The organism is Pseudoalteromonas sp. KS88 (genome assembly GCF_004766475.1).
In the GTDB taxonomy this organism is placed as follows: Bacteria; Pseudomonadota; Gammaproteobacteria; order Enterobacterales; family Alteromonadaceae; genus Pseudoalteromonas.
On the sequence record NZ_PYHV01000007.1, the window covers coordinates 379,458 to 398,586 of the forward strand.

Annotated in this window: 17 protein-coding genes; 3 read left to right on the forward strand and 14 right to left on the reverse strand. The window is 39.3% G+C overall.

Going from position 1 to position 19,129, the window contains the following annotated elements:
- Nucleotides 1-9: 9 nt before the first annotated feature.
- The 6 genes from phrB to C7Y70_RS05160 form a co-directional block, all read right to left on the reverse strand.
- Nucleotides 10-1,401 (reverse strand): deoxyribodipyrimidine photo-lyase, encoded by a 1,392-nt coding sequence (phrB, locus tag C7Y70_RS05135; protein WP_135473623.1) that lies wholly within the window; start codon nucleotides 1,399-1,401, stop codon nucleotides 10-12.
- Nucleotides 1,401-2,354 (reverse strand): DUF523 and DUF1722 domain-containing protein, encoded by a 954-nt coding sequence (locus tag C7Y70_RS05140; RefSeq protein ID WP_135473624.1) that lies wholly within the window; start codon nucleotides 2,352-2,354, stop codon nucleotides 1,401-1,403. Before C7Y70_RS05140 ends, phrB begins: the two co-directional genes overlap by 1 nt.
- 7 nt (nucleotides 2,355-2,361) lie before the next feature.
- Complete coding sequence (locus C7Y70_RS05145) at nucleotides 2,362-3,027, reverse strand: ChrR family anti-sigma-E factor (protein WP_099293472.1); 666 nt, start codon at nucleotides 3,025-3,027, stop codon at nucleotides 2,362-2,364.
- On the reverse strand, nucleotides 3,020-3,643 hold the full coding sequence (locus C7Y70_RS05150) for a sigma-70 family RNA polymerase sigma factor (RefSeq protein WP_099293474.1): 624 nt from the start codon (nucleotides 3,641-3,643) through the stop codon (nucleotides 3,020-3,022). Before C7Y70_RS05150 ends, C7Y70_RS05145 begins: the two co-directional genes overlap by 8 nt.
- Before the next feature lie 63 nt (nucleotides 3,644-3,706).
- Complete coding sequence (locus C7Y70_RS05155) at nucleotides 3,707-4,285, reverse strand: LON peptidase substrate-binding domain-containing protein (protein ID WP_099293476.1); 579 nt, start codon at nucleotides 4,283-4,285, stop codon at nucleotides 3,707-3,709.
- Between the two features lie 206 nt (nucleotides 4,286-4,491).
- Nucleotides 4,492-4,785 carry a hypothetical protein gene (locus tag C7Y70_RS05160; protein ID WP_099293478.1) on the reverse strand — a complete coding sequence of 98 codons (294 nt, stop codon included), beginning with the start codon at nucleotides 4,783-4,785 and terminating at the stop codon, nucleotides 4,492-4,494.
- A 251-nt stretch (nucleotides 4,786-5,036) separates the two neighbouring features.
- Here C7Y70_RS05160 and C7Y70_RS05165 point away from each other — a divergent pair, with 251 nt between their 5' ends.
- Nucleotides 5,037-5,666 carry a hemolysin III family protein gene (locus tag C7Y70_RS05165; protein ID WP_135473625.1) on the forward strand — a complete coding sequence of 210 codons (630 nt, stop codon included), beginning with the start codon at nucleotides 5,037-5,039 and terminating at the stop codon, nucleotides 5,664-5,666.
- 9 nt (nucleotides 5,667-5,675) lie between these two features.
- On the opposite strand, the gene C7Y70_RS05170 is transcribed toward C7Y70_RS05165, so the two are convergent.
- Nucleotides 5,676-5,990 carry an MGMT family protein gene (locus C7Y70_RS05170; RefSeq protein WP_135473626.1) on the reverse strand — a complete coding sequence of 105 codons (315 nt, stop codon included), beginning with the start codon at nucleotides 5,988-5,990 and terminating at the stop codon, nucleotides 5,676-5,678.
- Nucleotides 5,980-6,876, reverse strand: a complete 897-nt coding sequence (locus C7Y70_RS05175; protein WP_135473627.1) for a LysR family transcriptional regulator — start codon at nucleotides 6,874-6,876, stop codon at nucleotides 5,980-5,982. The genes C7Y70_RS05170 and C7Y70_RS05175 overlap by 11 nt, the downstream gene beginning before the upstream one ends.
- A 124-nt stretch (nucleotides 6,877-7,000) precedes the next feature.
- Between C7Y70_RS05175 and C7Y70_RS05180 the strand changes: the two genes are divergently transcribed.
- Both C7Y70_RS05180 and C7Y70_RS05185 read left to right on the forward strand, forming a co-directional pair.
- Nucleotides 7,001-8,083 (forward strand): efflux RND transporter periplasmic adaptor subunit, encoded by a 1,083-nt coding sequence (locus tag C7Y70_RS05180; RefSeq protein ID WP_135473628.1) that lies wholly within the window; start codon nucleotides 7,001-7,003, stop codon nucleotides 8,081-8,083.
- Between the two features lies 1 nt (nucleotide 8,084).
- Nucleotides 8,085-11,147, forward strand: coding sequence for an efflux RND transporter permease subunit (locus tag C7Y70_RS05185; protein ID WP_135473629.1), 3,063 nt, complete (start codon nucleotides 8,085-8,087; stop codon nucleotides 11,145-11,147).
- Nucleotides 11,148-11,199: 52 nt separating this feature from the next.
- Here the strand turns inward: C7Y70_RS05185 and rluF are convergent, their stop codons facing one another.
- From rluF to glgC, 6 genes are all read right to left on the reverse strand, one after another.
- On the reverse strand, nucleotides 11,200-12,087 hold the full coding sequence (gene rluF, locus C7Y70_RS05190; RefSeq protein WP_135473630.1) for a 23S rRNA pseudouridine(2604) synthase RluF: 888 nt from the start codon (nucleotides 12,085-12,087) through the stop codon (nucleotides 11,200-11,202).
- A 319-nt stretch (nucleotides 12,088-12,406) separates the two neighbouring features.
- Nucleotides 12,407-13,483: an ABC transporter substrate-binding protein gene (locus C7Y70_RS05195; RefSeq protein WP_135473631.1), complete on the reverse strand. Its 1,077-nt coding sequence runs from the start codon at nucleotides 13,481-13,483 to the stop codon at nucleotides 12,407-12,409.
- Between the two features lie 48 nt (nucleotides 13,484-13,531).
- Nucleotides 13,532-14,611, reverse strand: coding sequence for a DUF418 domain-containing protein (locus C7Y70_RS05200; RefSeq protein ID WP_135473632.1), 1,080 nt, complete (start codon nucleotides 14,609-14,611; stop codon nucleotides 13,532-13,534).
- Nucleotides 14,612-14,930: 319 nt separating this feature from the next.
- Nucleotides 14,931-16,142, reverse strand: a complete 1,212-nt coding sequence (locus C7Y70_RS05205) for an HDOD domain-containing protein (protein WP_135473633.1) — start codon at nucleotides 16,140-16,142, stop codon at nucleotides 14,931-14,933.
- Between the two features lie 119 nt (nucleotides 16,143-16,261).
- Nucleotides 16,262-17,800 carry a glycogen/starch synthase gene (locus C7Y70_RS05210; protein WP_135473634.1) on the reverse strand — a complete coding sequence of 513 codons (1,539 nt, stop codon included), beginning with the start codon at nucleotides 17,798-17,800 and terminating at the stop codon, nucleotides 16,262-16,264.
- Nucleotides 17,801-17,821: 21 nt separating this feature from the next.
- Nucleotides 17,822-19,123: a glucose-1-phosphate adenylyltransferase gene (gene glgC, locus C7Y70_RS05215; RefSeq protein ID WP_099293500.1), complete on the reverse strand. Its 1,302-nt coding sequence runs from the start codon at nucleotides 19,121-19,123 to the stop codon at nucleotides 17,822-17,824.
- Between the last annotated feature and the right edge of the window lie 6 nt (nucleotides 19,124-19,129).

Sequence of the window (19,129 nt, forward strand, 5' to 3'; positions counted from 1 at the left end):
ATTCCTTCGTTATACCTTAAACGCGGCTAGTGCTCTTTCTCTTGCTGCTTTATGATCCACTATCGCCGGCCAGTAATCGGCTTCTCGGCCAATACTCGCTAAATATTTATGCGGAAAATGAACTTGCTTATCAGGAACATTTTCAAGCTCTGGTATATACTTACGGATAAATTCGCCTTTCGGATCAAATCGCTCACTTTGCGTTATCGGGTTAAAAATTCTGAAATAAGGCTGAGCATCACATCCTGTACTTGCAGCCCATTGCCAGCCGCCATTGTTAGATGCTAAATCACCATCGATAAGGTGCTGCATAAAGTAACGCTCACCTTTGCGCCAATCAATCAATAAGTGTTTTGTTAGGAAGCTTGCCACAACCATTCGCAATCGGTTATGCATCCAACCCGTCTCGTTCAGTTGGCGCATCGCCGCGTCCACTAATGGATAGCCTGTTTTACCTTCACACCAAGACTGAAATTCAGCCTCACTCGTACGCCACTTAACCGCGTCGTACTTTTCGTTAAAGTTTTTATATTTATTTAACGACGGGAAAGCGACTAATAAGTGGCGATAAAACTCACGCCAAACTAATTCATTAACCCATGTAAATAAATTACTTTTTGCACTGGATAGCACATCAACATGACGTTGTTGCACAAGGGCAATAAGCTGATGGGTACTGACAATACCCAGTGCTAGGTATGGACTCAAACCGGATGTGCCTTTTATTGCAGGAAAATCACGTGTTTCTTTATAGTTCGTAAGTTTCTCATCAATAAAACGATGGATAACCTGACTTAAGGCCTCATCATCAACTGGCCACTTATGTGAGCTACCGTCACCTTTAAGCAAATCGTTATCTTGGAATTGAACCGCAGAAAACGTGTTAGGCATTTCTTTAAAATAAAAATGGGTGTCATGATGCTGTTTTAACCATTCGTTTTTGAATGGTGTGAACACCTTATACATCTCTCCATTTTTTGTGGTAACAGAACCAGGAGGGGCTATCAAATCACCATCATACATATGAACAGACACATCTAGCTTATCCGCCTCACAAATAAACTGTCTGTCACGATTGTGCTCATTTATTTCGTATTCTGCATTAGCGTAAATGTGCTTTACGTTATTTGATGATAAAAAATCTGACAGATCCTTTATGCAAGACGTGTAATTAGTACTTTCGATGACATGAAGTGTAATACCATGTTCGCTTAATAACTTACCTAAAAATGTTACACGCCTTTTTAGTAAATCAATTTGTATTGGCGCAACCTTATGCTGCTCCCATTGACCTGGCGTAACGAAAAAAAGGGCATTTTTACAGCCTGCTTCGATTGCATCGTATAGTGCAAAATTATTAAAAAGGCGCAAATCGCGCCTAAACCAAAAAATTGTGTCCATTAAATTCCGAAACGTAATTTTAGATCATTAGGATAGGGGTTAAAATAAACTTGCAGTTCTAAATATTCATTAGGATGAACTTTTAGGTGATGTTTAACCAAGGTTAAGGGTACATAAAGTGGGACAATGCCTTCTCTGTATTCATCAATGGCATCACGTAATTCTTTCTTTTCTACCTTTGAAAGCACTTTTTTAAAATAGCCCTGTAAATGCATCAAGGTATTGCTGTTATTTTTGCGTGACGCAGGCTTCTTAAGCGCAGTCATCAAACCCAAAATGTATTTATCTGCAAGTGCTTCATAATCATCACCGTCGTATGTCCCTAGTAGATTGCCTAGGTCTTTATAAGCCTGATAATTATGCGCCATTAATAAATATTTGTATTTTGCATGAAACTGCGTCAAACGGTGCACAGTAATTGGCTGCTCTGTAAGTAGCTGCCAATTTTTAAACGTATAAATGCGCATAACAAAATTTTCGCGCAAATGCATATCATTTAAACGGCCATTTTCCTCACATGGTAATAAAGGGTTATGAGCCATTATTTGCTCTGCAAAAAAACCAACTCCCTCAGAAGTATTACCTGTACCCGCTTCGTTATAAATTTTAATACGCTCCATTCCACAACTTGGGCTTTTAGCGCAAAAAATGAAACCGCTTAAAGTAGACGCCTGCTCCATAGCGATTTTTTTTCCATACTCAGTAAGCTTAGGACCTACATCACCTGTACCATCAGGTCTACAAACTTTAATGGTGTCACCCACTCTGACTTGTCTGATAGTAGGCCTAGGTATCGGTAAACCTACTGCGACCTCTGGGCAAAAACGTTGATATTCTACGTACTTCCCAAGTTCGTCCATGCAAAAGTTTGATCTTTTGTGGCCTGTGTCAAAACGTACTTTTTCACCTGCTAGGCATGCACTAATGCCTAGCTTTATAACCTGTTCTTGCATACCTATCCTAGTATATAAAATTGCCTATTGGATTTAGTAACTTACTTAATCCTTTATTAAAGTGTAGAGCACTACTTACAACAGTAAAGCACAAACATCCTTCTTTCGTAATTGGCGTATGGTTGTGACGACCATCGAGCATCATAAAATCACCTGGTACATACTTTCCAGTTTCATCGCTAAATTCACCATCAAGCAACAGTGTTAACTCAAACCCTGTGTGTGTGTGTTCAGGTATCTCTCCGTCTGCCGCAATATGTAGCAAGCTTGAACGTAATGGGCCGTCATCTATAGCAACACGAGAACGAGATAACTTACCCATTTGCATAAACTTACTATGAGGAATACGCGATAAGCTACGAGGTAATTGATAATCTTGCTCGTTTATACTAATCAATTGAGGTTCAACCTCGTACATGTCATCAACTGACTCGTCCATTGTAATGGCATCAAGTAAGTCTGAGATCCCTTCGAGCTCATCTTCAACTAAAAAGTCATTGATAGACTCCTCAGCAAAAACTTGTTCAGCATTTTTAGCCTCAATTGCAGCTACTTTGCTTTTACAACACGGACACATGTCAACGTGAATGGCAACTGCTACGCTGAGACTTGCGGGCAAATCTGCTGAAACAAATTGAGATAAAATTTCATCTGTTGGATGGTGTTTAATCATGACTTTCTCCCATCTCGTTGCGAAGTTTTTGTAGCGCTAAACGAAGTCTGGATTTTACTGTACCAACTGGTATGCCTAATTGGTCTGCCAGTTGCTCTTGCGACATATCTTGAAAATACACGCCACGGACAACATCTCGTTGAGCTTGGGGTAGTTTTTCGAGGTAGTTCTTAATCTGTTTATCTTCTAAGTGGTCACTGAACTCATAGTTTTCAGTCTCGCTTTGTTCAATCAATGGCCAAATATCTTCACTTATGCAATCTTCCTTTGTGCTTTTCATTTTTCTAAGCATATCAAATGATGCATTTCGCATGACTGTGTAAACCCAAGTCGTAGCAGCGCCTTTGTCATTGTTATATAAGTGCGCTTTTCGCCAAACTGAGGTTAACGTTTCTTGCACAAGCTCCATTGCTTGAGCCTCAGAATTAAACTGTTTTATGCCAAAGCGCTTTATCTTTGGAGAGAAGTAAGAAAACAAATAAGCAAATGCTTTTTTGTCTCTGCTTGATGCAACTGCAAATAATGAATCTGCAAGTTCTTTGCTCGGTGTATCCGCCATGGCAGTGAAGTTACCTGTTTTAGGTTTACAACGCGTAGAAGGTTGTTGACTTACCATTGTTAGTTCCCCTTAATATTCACTTCTATCCAATACGTAGAGATAAATAATAAGATCACATTTTTAGGTAAATTCGTTATTAATTACAGTATGGAGGAAATTTTGAATATTCGCAAAGCCTGAATTGAACGCAAGCTGTTGTTTTTTATTATGAGATATTGGAATTAGTTCAAGCCAACGAGCTATAACCCATGGAAGTTCATCAAAGCACGTGGACTTATAAAGTGAAGCGAGTTCATGGTTTTCTGTAAACAATTTTTCAAGTGATTCTCTAAGGATTTGATCGTCAGAATTCAATGGTCGAGGATCACTAAGCCAGCCTGGCCCCTGTAATGGTGCAGTTTCGCCATAGCGCAATTTATTTTTACTGAAAGTAACATTACTAATTGTAACAACTGACTGAGCGCGGATATCAATCAGCAAATTGCCTTGATCGTCCTGATCAAAATCGACTATTTTTACAAGGCAGCCTGTTTCAGGAACATTACTGAATGTATGCGAATCATAATCACAAAGAACAAATTGGGCATCATTTTTTAGCGCCTCTTTAACCATATCCAAATAGCGCGCTTCAAATATCCTAAGTCGCGTATACCCACCAGGTAAAATAAACACAGGTAATGGGAAGATTGCACGTATCATATTGCCCTACTACATTAATTCAACTATGCATTACTTTACGTGCATTGCAGTGTATAAGATCAACATCAAAAATTGTTTTAATCTATCAGCCTACATTTAACCATTGAGCGATATTTCTTAACAGTTCAAATGAAGCGTAAGCACTTAATAAGCTAAGAACAGGTGCTAACATTAAAACAAATAATCCTAGTTCACTGCTCATCTGATTAACCCTCTACTTTTGCTGTTTCAACTGAAACAACTTGCTCTTTAGTATTGGTTTTAGCCACATTAGTTACATTATCTGCCTGCTCTGAGATCAGGTTATTTAACATATTTTGTGAATCAACTAATAATGATTGCTTTAAGTTTTTTTGCAATTCATTACTGGTTTTTTCTATATATGAAGCAATATTATTTGATAGTGTCTGTGTAAGGTCTAATTGACCATCATTTGCACTTACTTGTGTAGAGCCAACAACCAATAGTGCCGCAACAGATAGTTTCATTAAGCTTTTCATAATGGTATTCCTTATTGAGTTATTAAGTTAGTCGCTATTACTTAATCAAAGGTTGTGCCAACTGAAAAATAAAAATTAACTCACTGATATATATAGATATAACTAAATACACTTTCAGTGAAGATTCAGGGTATGGTTTTTTTAACCATCACAGTTAGTTAAATTAACCAAAATGTTGTCTCTTATTTTGTATTGAAAATTTCAGCGTACACTTGTACACTGAAACTATATTTTCCCCTTTAGAGTGTGATATGAGTGTTATCCCTGCTTATTCAAAAAAAGAAGAGCAATTAAATGTGGTGACGCACGGTGCTGGCGTTATTTTTTCTATTTATGTGCTTTGGCAGCTGCTAGTAAAATCTGAAAACGTAGTACAAGGTGCAAGCGCACTGGTGTACGGTGCAAGCCTTTTTTTATTGTTTTTAGCATCCACCCTTTACCACGGTAGTTCATCTATGCGTGCACGTGCTGTTTATAAAAAATGTGACCATTGTGCTATTTATATTTTAATTGCAGGCACTTACACACCATTTTTAGTGCTTTCTTTGTCTGGTTTAGTCTCGGTTTTAACTTTGGTATTTATTTGGTCTTTAGCTTTAGGTGGGGTTTGCTATAAATTATTTGTAAAAAATCAAAATAAAAGAGTGTCACTAACCACTTACTTATTAATGGGATGGTTTGCTGTCGCTATTGTATACCCACTCTATTTAAAAGTGGATATCAATGCACTGTGGTGGTTACTCAGTGGTGGGCTATTTTATAGTTTAGGCACCATTTTTTACAGTGCCAAACACCGTCAATTCAGCCACGCAATTTGGCATGTATTTGTGATGTTAGGATGTGTTTGCCATTATATTGCAATCAGCCAATACGTTTATTAATGACTTAATTTATTGCCACTGATATATCCGCATATTGACTTTGCCATTTTTAAACACAACCCCTTCAGCGAGCAATAACTGATATTGTTTTATGTATTGCGCTGTACCTTCTGCAAAAGAGATTTTCCCTTGGCTATTTATCACGCGGTGCCAAGGGATAGTTGAATCTTTGGGCATTAGTTTTAATAGCCGCCCGACCAAACGAGCATTATTAATAAGCCCAGCCATCGCTGCAACCTGCCCATAACTTGCAACACAACCTGGTGGAATGTTTGCGATTACAGTAAAAATTTTTTCTTCTTTGGTTGCCTGATTATCTTTCATTTTTAAACTGTTCACTTGCTTGTTTAAAACCTTGCCATATTGCTCGAGCAACAGGGCCATGATGTGTTGCATGCTGCCTAAAAACGCGAATTTGAGCGCTAAACATGTGCTCTCTGTCTAACACTTCAACCTGCTGTAATAAACCTGCGTCAAGCTCTGCTTGGCAGTGACCTATACTGATCATTGCCCAACCAGCCCCTGAGACTAAAAAAGATTTTAAGGTAGCAATGTCGTCAATTTTCATAATTGCTGAGCCTTTCGAATAAGAAAGTCGCTCAGAGTCAAAGCTCATTTCACTTTCAAACATTGCAAGGCAAGGATAGTGCTGAAGCTGCTCGTAGTTAATTTGTTTTGGTACTAAGTCATTTGCACACACAATGCCAATATCTAACTTTCCGATGGGTAGACTTTCTAAATCACCAGTCGCATGAAAAAGGTCAAACCAAGGCCCTATTCCTAAATCAGCTAGACCTTTATTCACTTGCTCTAAAGACGCAAATCGCTTACCGCTGCTTACGCTAAACTCAGTACTTTGAAACTCAGTAAATGCTTCACAGATAATATCGTTATATAACGGCGCATGACAGAGCTGTTCGTAACAGATTTTAAAATTTGACTCATTTCCTAATGCAAGCTCACTCGCTAACTGACTTAAATGTGATTGAGCAATTAATAATTGGACCGCTTCCCGGTGAAACAGCTTTCCTTTTTCAGTGAGAGTTAATCTGTATTGTGTACGATCGAGCAACTCAAAACCGAGCTCTTGTTCTAGTTTTTTTATAGCAAGCGTTAGCGCGGGCTGCGTTTTGTGCAATTCATTTGCAGCTTTAGATAAGCTTTGCGTTGAAACAATCGCATCTAACATTTTTAGCTGAACAAGGTTCATTTTGTATCCTTGTTAATAACCATAATTTTTATTTATGATCTTTTTAAAATTTAATAATTTTTATTTTATATGTTTGCGGCGTATGCTGCATCTAATTTATGTTTTCATAGCCACGGAGAAGACCATGAAACTGTTGTCAGTTTTGATTTTATCATCACTCATGCTTAGTTTAGTTGCGTGTAAAGAAGCAGCCAAGAATACGACAATAGAGCAGCCTGTTCGCCCAGTGAAATTATTTGCTATTGGCGTTAATTCGGATGAAACAATACGTAGCTTCCCTGCTGAAGTTGTTGCTAATCAGGGTTCTTATTTGGCCTTTCGGGTAAATGGCGAATTACTTGAATTTCCCGCCTTAGCAGGTCAACATGTAGAAAAAGGGCAACTGCTGGCAAAACTTGATCCAGAGGACTTTAAACTCCAGTATGATGAACGCAAGGCTCGTTTTGAGCTAGCTCAGTCACAGCTACAGCGGGTCAAAAAGTTATTTGATAAATCCATCACCAGTCAATCAGAACTTGATCAGGCATTAGCAAATAAACAAGTTGCTGAATCAGCATTAAAAATAGCTAAAACTAATCTCGATAACAGTGAATTACGTGCGCCATTTAGTGGTACCGTTGCAAAAGTATTTGTTAAAAATTACGAGAATATTCAAGCTAAACAAAACATCTTGCGCTTAGAAACACGCGATTTAATGGATGTTGTTATTCAAGTACCAGAGAAGCTTATCGCTCGTATCGATAAAGACGCGAACTACCAACCAACCGTTGTATTTGATGGCTACCCTGATAAATCATACACCCTCACAATCAAAGAATTTGATACACAAGCGGACCCTGCCACATTGACATATAAAGTGGTGTTTTCATTGCCAGTGCCAAAAGATTTTAACCTGCTTGCAGGAATGACTGGCCGAGTAGACATTGATTTAAGTAAAATTACACATTCACAATCGAGTTATATTTTATTACCTGTAGAGGCTGTTTTTTCTGAGCCAACAGAACAAGCTAATAGCAGTTATGTTTGGGTGTATGATCAACAAACAGGCAAAGTTAATAAGCATGCTGTTAAAGTGGGCCAATTGCATAAGAGTGGTATAGAAGTACTTTCTGGGCTTGAACAAGGTCAAACCGTGGTAGCTGCTGGTGTGCATTATCTAAAAGAAGGCATGCAAGTTCGTCCATGGCAAAAAGAGCGAGGCCTATAAAATGAGCTTTGCAGAGGTTGCTATCAAGCACAAAGTGGTTAGTTGGATGTTTGCACTGCTTTTATTGATCGGTGGTGCAGTATCTTACTTAGGCCTTGGTCAGTTAGAAGACCCTGAGTTTACACTGAAAAAAGCCATGGTGATTACACTCTATCCGGGGGCATCACCGCAGCAAGTAGAAGAAGAAGTCACTTTTCCCATTGAAAACGCTATTCAACAATTACCCTACGTTGACTACGTAACAAGTATTTCATCACCGGGTAAATCGCAAATTTCCGTTGAAATGAAAAGCACTTATCGAAAACAAGATTTACGTCAAATTTGGGACGAACTGCGCCGCAAAATTAGTGACAATGCATCCTCTTTGCCAAGCGGTGTATACCCAAGCACCGTACTGGACGATTTTGGTGATGTATATGGTGTAATGTACGCAGTCACGGGTGATGGTTACTCTTATGATGAGCTCAAAGATTACGTTGATTACCTAAAGCGTGAGCTAGTCTTAGTGGAAGGGGTAAGTAAAGTAACCGTCAATGGAGAACAACAAGCACAAGTTATGGTAGAAATTTCTACCCGTAAACTTGCGCAACTAGGGATTGCTCCAAATCGAATTTACCAGTTATTACAATCTCAAAACACCGTCTCTAATGCAGGTAAAGTACGCGTGGGTGATGAATCAATTCGGCTTCACCCTACGGGCGAGTTTAAGGATGTGTCTGAGCTTGAAAATCTACTTATTTCAAAACCTGGCGCAAGTGAGCTTATTTACTTAGGTGATGTAGCAACGGTATATCGCGAATACGCCGAAGTACCCAATAATGTAATGCGGTTTAACCAACAACAAGCTCTATTAGTCGGTGTTTCTTTTAGTACTGGCGTGAATGTGGTGGATGTTGGCGAAAATATTCAAGCTCATTTAGCATCGCTAGAATACCAACGCCCACATGGCATGGAGATTAATACTGTATACAACCAACCCGTTGAAGTAGAAAAGTCTGTAAGCGGATTTATTATCAGCTTAGTTGAAGCCGTTGCCATCGTTATTATTGTTTTGCTGGTGTTTATGGGGCTTAAAAGTGGCGTTTTGATTGGCGTAATATTATTGCTTACCGTGTTGGGTACATTCATTTTTATGAAGCTGTTCGCTATTGATTTACAGCGCATTTCACTTGGCGCCTTGATCATCGCATTGGGTATGCTGGTCGATAACGCCATCGTTGTCACCGAAGGTATATTAATCAACTTAAAGCGTGGGCAAACCAAAGTTAAAGCCGCGGCTAATATTGTGCAGCAAACAAAATGGCCTTTACTCGGCGCAACAGTCATTGCAATCACTGCTTTTGCACCTATTGGTTTAAGCTCTGACGCCAGTGGTGAATTTGCTGGCAGCTTATTCTGGGTGTTACTTATTTCATTACTTTTAAGTTGGATAACAGCTATAACGCTAACGCCATTTTTTGCTGATTTAATGTTTAAACAGTCTGAGTTTAAAAACCAAAATACCGAAGAAGACCCTTACCAAGGCTTCATATTTAATATTTATAAAAGCCTATTAGGCAATGCAATGCGTTTTCGTAAAACGACCTTGCTATTAATGGTGGTATTACTGGTAGGCTCGGTATTTGGCTTTAAATTTATTAAACAAGCATTCTTTCCTGCATCAAATACGCCCATGTTCTACGTAGATTATTGGCACACGCAAGGCGCTGATATTCATGCGACAATGGATGGAGTAGCAAAACTTGAAGCCTTTTTACAAAAAGATGAGCTGGTCGAAGAAGTTACCTCAACCATAGGCCAAGGTGCGCCACGCTTTATGTTGACCTATGCACCTGAAAAATCATACCCAGCCTATGGACAATTAATTATTCGGGTAAAAGACCGTGAAGCCGTCTCCACTATGATTGCCAAAGTACGTGACTATGAGTACAGCCACGTGTTTGATGCCAAACTTAAAATCAAGCGGATGGAAATTGGCCCATCGACCGACGCCAAAATAGAAGCACGCTTCTCTGGTGCAGACCCAGTCGTGCTTCGAAAACTTGCAAAAAAAGCGAAAGAAGTTTTAAGCCAAGATGCTGGCGCGTTTAATATTCGTGATGATTGGCGCGAGCGCTCAAAACTAATTCGCCCTCAACTAAATGAGCAAAAAGCGCGGCGCTTAGGTATTGCTAAAACAGACTTAGATCAGTTATTACTAACCAGTTTGTCAGGTAAAAAAGTCGGCGTGTATAAAGATGGCACTCAGCAATTACCGATCATCGCACGCTCCCCTGCAGAAGAGCGCTTGAATGTTGAAAGCTTGCGCGACTTACAGATATACAGCCCGGTACTTGGCGTGTTTGTGCCCGTTACCCAAGTGGTGGATGACTTTGTTGTTGAATGGGAAGACAGCCTAATAATGCGCCGCGACCGCAAGCGGACCATCACCGTTATGGCAGACCACGACGTCATTGGTGATGAAACGCCTGCTAAGTTGTTTGCTCGCGTAAGAGGTGGTATTGCAGCTATAAAACTCCCTCACGGCTATGAGCTGCAATGGGGCGGCGAATATGAGTCAGCAACAAAGGCACAAAAAGCCATATTTGGCTCACTGCCTCTAGGTTACCTTGCCATGTTTGCAGTGACGGTGTTGTTATTTAATTCTGTTAAAAAGCCACTCGTGATCTGGGCCACTGTGCCATTGGCCATCATTGGTGTCAGCGCGGGTTTATTATTAATGAATGCCGCATTTAGCTTTATGGCTCTGCTTGGCTTATTGAGCCTAAGCGGCATGTTGATAAAAAATGGCATTGTGTTAGTCGATCAAATAAACCTCGAACTCAGCGAAGGCAAAGACCCCTACCAAGCCGTATTTGATTCTGGTGTTAGCCGTGTCCGCCCCGTGGCTATGGCCGCTATCACCACAATACTAGGCATGATCCCACTGTTGTTCGATGTGTTCTTCCAGTCAATGGCGGTCACCATCATGTTTGGTTTAGGCTTTGCTACCATACTCACCTTAATCGTTGTGCCAGTGCTTTATACTGTACTGTTTAGAATTGAGGTGCCGAAGAACAGCTAACAAAAAAGGCCAAGTAATTCACATTACTTGGCCTTTTCAAAATTTTAGCGCGTTACTTTTTTAAACTGAGTGTGCCTGTTCTGCGTTTTGCAGTTGCACGAGGTTTATTAAAGGACTTATTGGCAATTGCTGGCTGTTGTGACTTAGCTTTTTCAACGTGCTTTTGAAAGTCGCGTTTTTTAACATCGGCTACGCCGTGTTTATTTTCATCAATTGAGCGTTCTTCTGTTTTGCCAGAGTCTGCAATTGAGTCATTAATTAATGCCATTTCATGTTCAGTTAAATGACGCCATTGCCCTACTTTTAACCCTTTTAGCGTCACGTTCATAATACGCGTGCGCTTTAATGTGACTACTTCGTAGCCAAGGTATTCGCACATTCTACGTATTTGGCGGTTCAAGCCTTGAGTCAAAATAATAGTAAACTCTTTAGCGCCGGTTTGCGTTACTTTGCATTTTTTAGTGACTGTATCAAGAATGGGAATACCCCCGGCCATCTTATTAACAAACTGGCGATTCAGCGGTTTATCAACAGTGACTACGTATTCTTTTTCGTGGTTATTACCAGCGCGAAGAATTTTATTAACGATGTCCCCTTCGTTGGTTAAAAATATAAGCCCTTCAGAGGGGCGGTCAAGACGACCAATTGGGAAGATTCGATCAGGGTAATTAACTGCTTTAACAATATTACTTTGAATTTTACGCTCAGTAGTACAGGTAATGCCTACGGGTTTGTTGTAAGCAATGTACGCGCGTTTAGGCACTTTTTTAAGTGGTTTGCCGTCAACTAATACATCATCAGTGACCGCAACTTTTACACCCATTTCAGGGCGTTGACCGTTAACAGTGACACGACCGTCTTCAATATACTTATCAGCTTCACGTCGCGAGCAAAAACCAGTGTCACTTATAAATTTATTTAATCGTTTTAAATCTGTCATGGCCAATTCGTCTTAATTTTAAAGGCAGATATTGTATACCCAAACCACCCTAAGATGCGAGTTACAGTTGGAATTAAAAGTGATTTGGGCAAGGCATTGATTTTAGATAATAGAGGTTCTTTTGTTAAAATCCATAACGCAATATACATTGTTTTAAAACCCACCTTGAGGACGTTTTACAGGCACTTAACTCATAGAGGCTATTTTTAAATGATTGGCATTGTGGCAAAGTAGCGTCTAAGTATCGAGCCTCTGTGAAACGCTAAATTCTATATCTTGGGTGACTTAGATATAAACCAGCGCTAAAAATTTTGCGCGGTTAATTTTCATTTTGGCTGTTGTCTTTACGTAATTGAGACACATCAAACACATAATTAGCCTGTTTAGTGCGAAATAAGGAGAGCTGTTTAAAATCTAAAAAAGTCCAATCCGCAATGTCTATAAGGTAATCATACTGGTGAATATTGTCTTGTGTTATTACACCCAGTTCAAATTCAACCTTGGTGTTGTTTTGCCAAAAAGGATGTCCATTATGATAATCAACCAAAGTAGTGAGTGCCCAACCTCCCATCATATAGTGGCCCCCTACACTGGCAGTGATTTTGTTTTGCTTTATTAAATTTAAATTATCTCTGAGCCAATCAAACCCACCTATTAAATAAGGATGAGCATTTTTATCTTTTACCGCAGTATAAGAGCCTAATGCCATTAAATCAGATGCGCTCCAAATGATATTTGTATCTGGATACCTTTTAAGTAACTTTTTAGTTTTTTCCATCGCCTCTGGTTTAGACCAGCCAGCATACACTGTTTGGCTAAGGCTTAAGTCATGCTGCTGCAAATAAGCTTTGAGCCCATCGCTTCGCGCATCAGACTCTGTACCATAATGGCCATTAATAGCGACCACATGAGGTGTGAGTGCCTTTGCAGTTGCTTTTTCAATTAATGCCTTTGCTAGCATAAAGCCTGCTGTGTAGTTATCGTGATAAATTTCACCCAGCCAAAATTTAAACTGCGCTTGAGGGCCTGAAATTGCTGCACGCTCTTCGCCGGTTATTGTTTGCTCTAAAGTAATAAACTTTACATTAAATTTTTCAAGCAATGACATGGATTGCTCAGCACCCCCGGGGTAATTGAGCAGGACAACGTAATCTGGGGTGGCTCGATACTGGAGGTATTTCTTAAGTTCGGCTAATTGGAGATAACGATTACCTTCACCATAAATTACATCAAGGTTAACATTATATTGTTTTGCTGCGACTTCCATTACAGCCTGAACCTTGGCCCAAAAGGGTTCTCCTTCAATTGATGGATTAACAAATAAGATTGAAATCGCATTATTTGCCGCGGCTTGTGAGCTCACGCTTAAACACAGGATTAACAGCAGAATTTTCATATCGCAACCTAATCTTATATACCAGAATTTAAGCATAGCCCACAAACTTTACCTTGACAGTTTTCGCCAAACTAATTCAAGTGGCCCTAGTTTAAAGTAACAACTATAAAGCCAAAAACTAAAATATTGGATCAGCGCAAGTACTGTAACTAAATACAAATAATCAATCCGATTAAAACTTAATACCCAGTGTGGATACACTATTTTGAATAGCAAAAACAAGCAAACCGTTTGAGAAATATAAGCGGTTAAAGACATTCGACCTAACCGCATAAATCCGATTGTGATCCAATTATCTTTATGTACAGCTTTCACGATGATGTGAATTAATAGTAAGGCGGTAAATAATGCCGCTAACCAATTTAACGGCTCTTTCAGCACTTCTGCCAATTGAAAATGTTGGTACTCCAATAGCACTCTCAAACAGGACAGTAAAAAAGCAATACATCCAACAGTGCGAACTGAGGCAGTCGGTAAGCCATCATCGAAAATGTTTAATTTATAGAGATACACGCCCACCAGCATTACAGCAGCGCTCATCCAAAGCGTAATTAACGGGACCGCGATAATCATAATGACAAACATCAGTGCATTTGTGCCCAGTATATTGCCTAAACTCGACAATGTTTGCTCATAACTTTGTAAAAATGCACTATCAGTGCGATTGATAACAACATAAGGCTCCACTAGCATTAATACCATGCTCATCAATGCGCCTATGAACAAAAACTGCCACGCACGCCTTATAATGATTGAATTGTCCGCGTTTAAATATTTACACGTCAACCAACCCGCGCAGGCATAAATAAACAAAATATCACCCGCCCAAAGTAAAAAACCATGCAACAAGCCAAATACTGCCAACACTTTTAGTCGTTTCTTAAGTATCGTAATATTTTGATAACGCTGCCATTGTATATATAGGCCTGCGCCAAATAATAAGCAAAACAAAGTGCGGAAGCGGCCATCAATGAAAAATAGGTTTACAGTCTGGATTACATAATCTGACAAAGGAGGGGTTGGTTGCGGCACATAACCGAATTCAAATAAACCAAAAAAATAAACATTCATGTACATCAAACCTAAAACGGCGATGCCACGAACTACATCCATGTTTTTATTTCTCATTACAGTGCTCTGGGGTCTGCTGACCTTTTAAGGTTAAATTTGCAGCAGTCTGTTTAGTATTTAGGCAAGCCGCCTATGTGATATGGTTATTCCCCATAAATAGGTGATAACGCAGCATCAATGCCAAACAGGCGCTGCCCTTCGGGTTCTGCCTAGGGGCGACTTACTCTTTGTTGCCTACATAAATGGTGGTGAGGGGCGTGTGCAGGACGCGCAGGCTTTGCTCGGTTTTAACTTAGCCCACTAGGTTACAAACCTCGCCCCGCGATTAAACCGATCCTAGTTTGAACCAATTTTAATCCACAAAGGTCAATAGACCCTAATGATATTTTTGAGTATTTGACCAGCTTAACGCATTTTCATATAACTTAGGTAAACCCTCACTTGAAGTATTTAAAAACACCACTGCTTTTTCCAATGCCCACCAGCTTCCAGACTCATACGCTTTAACTGTTTCTAATATATAGAAAAGTGTATTTTTTTCCGCCATCAGTGCCAATTTAATCTCTTCTGGGAAAGGTAATTTATCCAGCAATTGTGCCATCGGCCTGTCTAAAATAGCGTCCAGTAAAGAAAATAAACCGGTTAAAAATGCACTGTTAGCATGGCTAGGTGCCACTTTCTGAGCGACTAGTTCGCAAAATCTAGCGCGAATGATGCACATCTTTACTAATTCAGCGGGTTTAGATTTAGACACGTGTGCAGTAATAATTAAACTAACAAATTTTCGAATATGCTCATGCCCTAAATAAACTAAGGCCTGCCTGATGGATTCAATTTCTTTTTGCACCGGAAAGACACCGCTATTTATCAACCTTAACAATTTAAACGCAAGCGCGGTGTCTAACTGGAATAAGCTTGCAATCGTGTTGATATTTGGGTTTTCTTTCATCGCTTGCGCATAAATAGACAAAGCCAGCGCATGATTCATATCAATGTCTTTTTGTTCAATTACTTTAGGTTTAGCAAAAAAGTAGCCTTGGAAATAATCAAAGCCCATTTTATGCGCTAATTGAAAGTCATCAATGGTTTCTATTTTCTCTGCTAACAGTTTAATTTTTTTATGTTTTTTGAGTTCTGTAATTAAACCATTTAATTGTTTAAGTGGGGTGATTTGAATATCAAATTTAATTAGTTTTATAAACTTTAGGAAACGATCCCACTTGGGCTCGTAGACAAAATCATCGAGTGCTAAAATATAATTTTTATGAAACAAGTCACGGCAAAGCTGATAGTTTTCTTCTGTTGGCTCTATATCTTCTAGTAGTTCAAGAACAACATCATTGGAGGGTAAAAATGTACATAAGTCCATTTTTAATGAATCTGGACCAATATTTATTAATGCCTTCTTACCTGAAGTAATGTGACGAGTGCCAAAGTTAAGCTGATTTTCCATAATAAGCTTTGCAGTAGCGACACTTTCGTCGATATTAGGAAAAAAATTGTCTGTACTATTACGAAACAACAATTCATACGCAACAACATGTTGGCGACGATTGAATATTGCTTGACGCGCAACAAATACTTGCACTAGATTGCCCTTATTCTGGATTTTTTACTACTTACAAAATAAATAGTAAAAAATCATTAAATCACTTTATGTATCCAAACATTATAACTAGTAAAATTATAAAAAGTAATCTTTTTAGCCTATTTGTACATAGTCTCTATGTATTGTTGTGCGACATCATCCCAGGTAAATCGGGCATTGCGCGCATTATTAACAATATGCTGCCATTTCTTTGGCTCTTTACTATATAGTGTAAGAGTCTCAATAAAGCAATTCAGGAGATTTTTACATTGCAGCTCTAGCGTGTTGCCATCAAAACAGAAGCCGTTTTCTAAATGTGTCACCGTGTCATTAAGCCCACCAACTTGATGAACTAAACATGGCTGTCCCGCACGCATAGCTAACATTTGACTAATACCACACGGCTCAAATGAACTAGGCATTAAAAACAAATCCCCTAGTTGATAAAGTAATTCGCCAATCTTCTGCCCATAACCTTTTAAAAATAAAAGATTAGTATTTCTTGCCATGGCTTGAGTAAACACATCTTCTAATTCACTGTCACCAGAGCCTAGAATAATGATCTTGCCATTAAACTTTGACAACTCTTTACATAGTTCATCTACAAGTAGTTTGTTGTTATATGGTTGGCGTAATAATAATACTTTCTGATCGGTTAAGCGCCCTACACTTGTCAGCAGTGGCCCTTTGTCATCATGTTTAATAAACGATAATAAACGTTGATGTGCAATATAATAACCTGACTCTAATTGCTTATTTTTAGCTAGCCATATAAACAGTTCTGTTTCTATAGCGTTATACAAGGCTTCGAAGCTAGGGGGATTTTCATCGTTTGGTGTGTACTCGCAACCATTTAAAACACCCACGACTTTATCCATATCAGCCGCTTTTTGTAAGTCTTTTTCCAACCCCTCACCGCCAAAGAACCCTTTATCTGGTTCACTAGGTAATACTACCTCTTTAGCATAACTAGGTGATACTAAGTGAACTTTGTCAGCGAGGTTTATGGCACTACGCATTGGATTAAAACAATGCGGATAACGTGGGTCGCATATCACATGACCATCATAACCAAGTGATGGAAACCAAGCCTCTAAACTTGATTCATCGCCTTTAAAGGGTCTGATCCCTTGTAATGCAATATTATGCACAGTGAACACAAGTTTTGTTTGTAGCAGAGCTTCATAACGTTTATCAAACTTTAATAGCAAAGCAACACATGCACTGTGCCAATCGTGTAGATGAATAACATCAGGGCATGGAATAATCCCTTGCAGTAACCCTTCACACACCGCCGCGCCAAAGAACGCAAATTTAGTCGCATCTGTTGCAAAAGGTCGACCAGGTTCATCATTACAATACACATTGCCATTGTGTTGGCTAAAATAATGATGCGACAAAACCAGTTGCCTTGATGATGAGTTGGCAATATGTACTTGCCATACATCAACTTGATGGCTATGACCTGCAAATGCCACGTTCAGTGTCCCTAACCGTTCTCTGTCTAGTTGACTAAACCCATAATCTGGAATTATTACATCAACAAAAATCCCTTTATTACTTAATGCGTTTGGGCAGTCGCGTATTACATCAGCAACTCCCCCAACCTTGGCATTAGGTAACGCGTCATTTTCGGCCGCAACCATCAATACATGCATTATTTATTTACTTCCTACAACTTAAGCTAATCGTTTTTTTTCTTGCTCTTGGCGTTCTATTTTTTTGGCAAGCTCTGTCAACATATCTCTTGTAACAAGCACAATACCTTTATTAGACACCCTAAAGCCATTTTCTTTATCCGCTTTTTCGTCAAAACCAATTTCCACACCTTCAGGAATTTCACAGCCACGGTCAATAATGGCACGGCGTATTCTACAGTTACGATGAATAATTGCCCCAGGTAAAATGACTGACTCTTCAATTTCGCAATATGAACGAATATGAACATTAGAAAACAACAAGGATTTTCTGACTACTGAACCTGAAATTATGCAGCCACCTGATACGGTTGAATCAACAGCCATACCTCTTCTATCGTCATTATCAAAAATAAATTTAGCCGGTGGTAATTGCTCTTGATAAGTCCAGATAGGCCACGTTGGATCATATAAATCTAATTGTGGTTCTGGCATAACAAGTTCCATATTAGCTTCCCAAAATGAATCAAGTGTACCTACATCACGCCAATAAGGTTGACCTTCATGTGCGGGATCTCTAAATGGGAAAGCAAAAACGTTATGTTCCTCAATAATTGATGGAATTATATCATGACCAAAGTCACGTCCAGATCCTTCATTTTCAGCATCTTTTTTCAATTGCTCAAACAAAAAATCGGTATTAAATACATAATTACCCATTGACGCTAAACACGTGCCAGGTTTACCCGGAATAGAACTTGGAGACGCTGGTTTTTCATCAAAACGCTTTACACGCTTTTCTTCGTCGACTGTCATCACACCAAAGGTGTCTGCCGCTTCTTCGCAATCAACTTCTATGCAGCAAACTGTCATATCTGCACCAGTTTCAACATGTTTTGCTAATAATGCACCGTAGTCCATACGATAGACGTGATCGCCTGACAAAATCATCACATACTTTGGTAATTCATGACGAATTATATCCATATTTTGAAAAACAGCATCCGCAGTGCCACAATACCATTCGTCACCATAACGCTGAGATGCTGGTAATATCTCTACCGATTCGCCAAGCTCTTTTTTAAAATGACCCCAAGCACGGTTAACATGGCGTATTAATGAGTGCGATTTATATTGTGTCGCAATACCCACTCGCCTGATACCTGAATTAATACAATTGGACAGCGGAAAATCTATAATTCGATGCTTACCACCAAAATAAACAGCAGGTTTAGCGCGCCAATTAGTTAATTCATGGAGTCGCGATCCTCGCCCTCCTGCTAAAATAAGCGCGTAGGTTTCTCTTGTTAAACTACTTATGTAACGATTTGCATAACTTGGCATAATTTA

Bases quoted from the DNA above. Each gene is read 5' to 3' on its own strand.
- C7Y70_RS05185 (WP_135473629.1), top strand. From the start codon at position 8,085: ATGAGCTTTGCAGAGGTTGCTATCAAGCACAAAGTGGTTAGTTGGATG.
- rluF (WP_135473630.1), bottom strand. From the start codon at position 12,087: ATGACAGATTTAAAACGATTAAATAAATTTATAAGTGACACTGGTTTT.
- C7Y70_RS05165 (WP_135473625.1), top strand. From the start codon at position 5,037: ATGAGTGTTATCCCTGCTTATTCAAAAAAAGAAGAGCAATTAAATGTG.
- C7Y70_RS05180 (WP_135473628.1), top strand. From the start codon at position 7,001: ATGAAACTGTTGTCAGTTTTGATTTTATCATCACTCATGCTTAGTTTA.
- C7Y70_RS05200 (WP_135473632.1), bottom strand. From the start codon at position 14,611: ATGAGAAATAAAAACATGGATGTAGTTCGTGGCATCGCCGTTTTAGGT.
- C7Y70_RS05210 (WP_135473634.1), bottom strand. From the start codon at position 17,800: ATGCATGTATTGATGGTTGCGGCCGAAAATGACGCGTTACCTAATGCC.
- C7Y70_RS05145 (WP_099293472.1), bottom strand. From the start codon at position 3,027: ATGATTAAACACCATCCAACAGATGAAATTTTATCTCAATTTGTTTCA.
- C7Y70_RS05140 (WP_135473624.1), bottom strand. From the start codon at position 2,354: ATGCAAGAACAGGTTATAAAGCTAGGCATTAGTGCATGCCTAGCAGGT.
- C7Y70_RS05150 (WP_099293474.1), bottom strand. From the start codon at position 3,643: ATGGTAAGTCAACAACCTTCTACGCGTTGTAAACCTAAAACAGGTAAC.
- C7Y70_RS05195 (WP_135473631.1), bottom strand. From the start codon at position 13,483: ATGAAAATTCTGCTGTTAATCCTGTGTTTAAGCGTGAGCTCACAAGCC.
- C7Y70_RS05170 (WP_135473626.1), bottom strand. From the start codon at position 5,990: ATGAAAGATAATCAGGCAACCAAAGAAGAAAAAATTTTTACTGTAATC.
- phrB (WP_135473623.1), bottom strand. From the start codon at position 1,401: ATGGACACAATTTTTTGGTTTAGGCGCGATTTGCGCCTTTTTAATAAT.
- C7Y70_RS05175 (WP_135473627.1), bottom strand. From the start codon at position 6,876: ATGAACCTTGTTCAGCTAAAAATGTTAGATGCGATTGTTTCAACGCAA.
- C7Y70_RS05160 (WP_099293478.1), bottom strand. From the start codon at position 4,785: ATGAAAAGCTTAATGAAACTATCTGTTGCGGCACTATTGGTTGTTGGC.
- C7Y70_RS05155 (WP_099293476.1), bottom strand. From the start codon at position 4,285: ATGATACGTGCAATCTTCCCATTACCTGTGTTTATTTTACCTGGTGGG.
- glgC (WP_099293500.1), bottom strand. From the start codon at position 19,123: ATGCCAAGTTATGCAAATCGTTACATAAGTAGTTTAACAAGAGAAACC.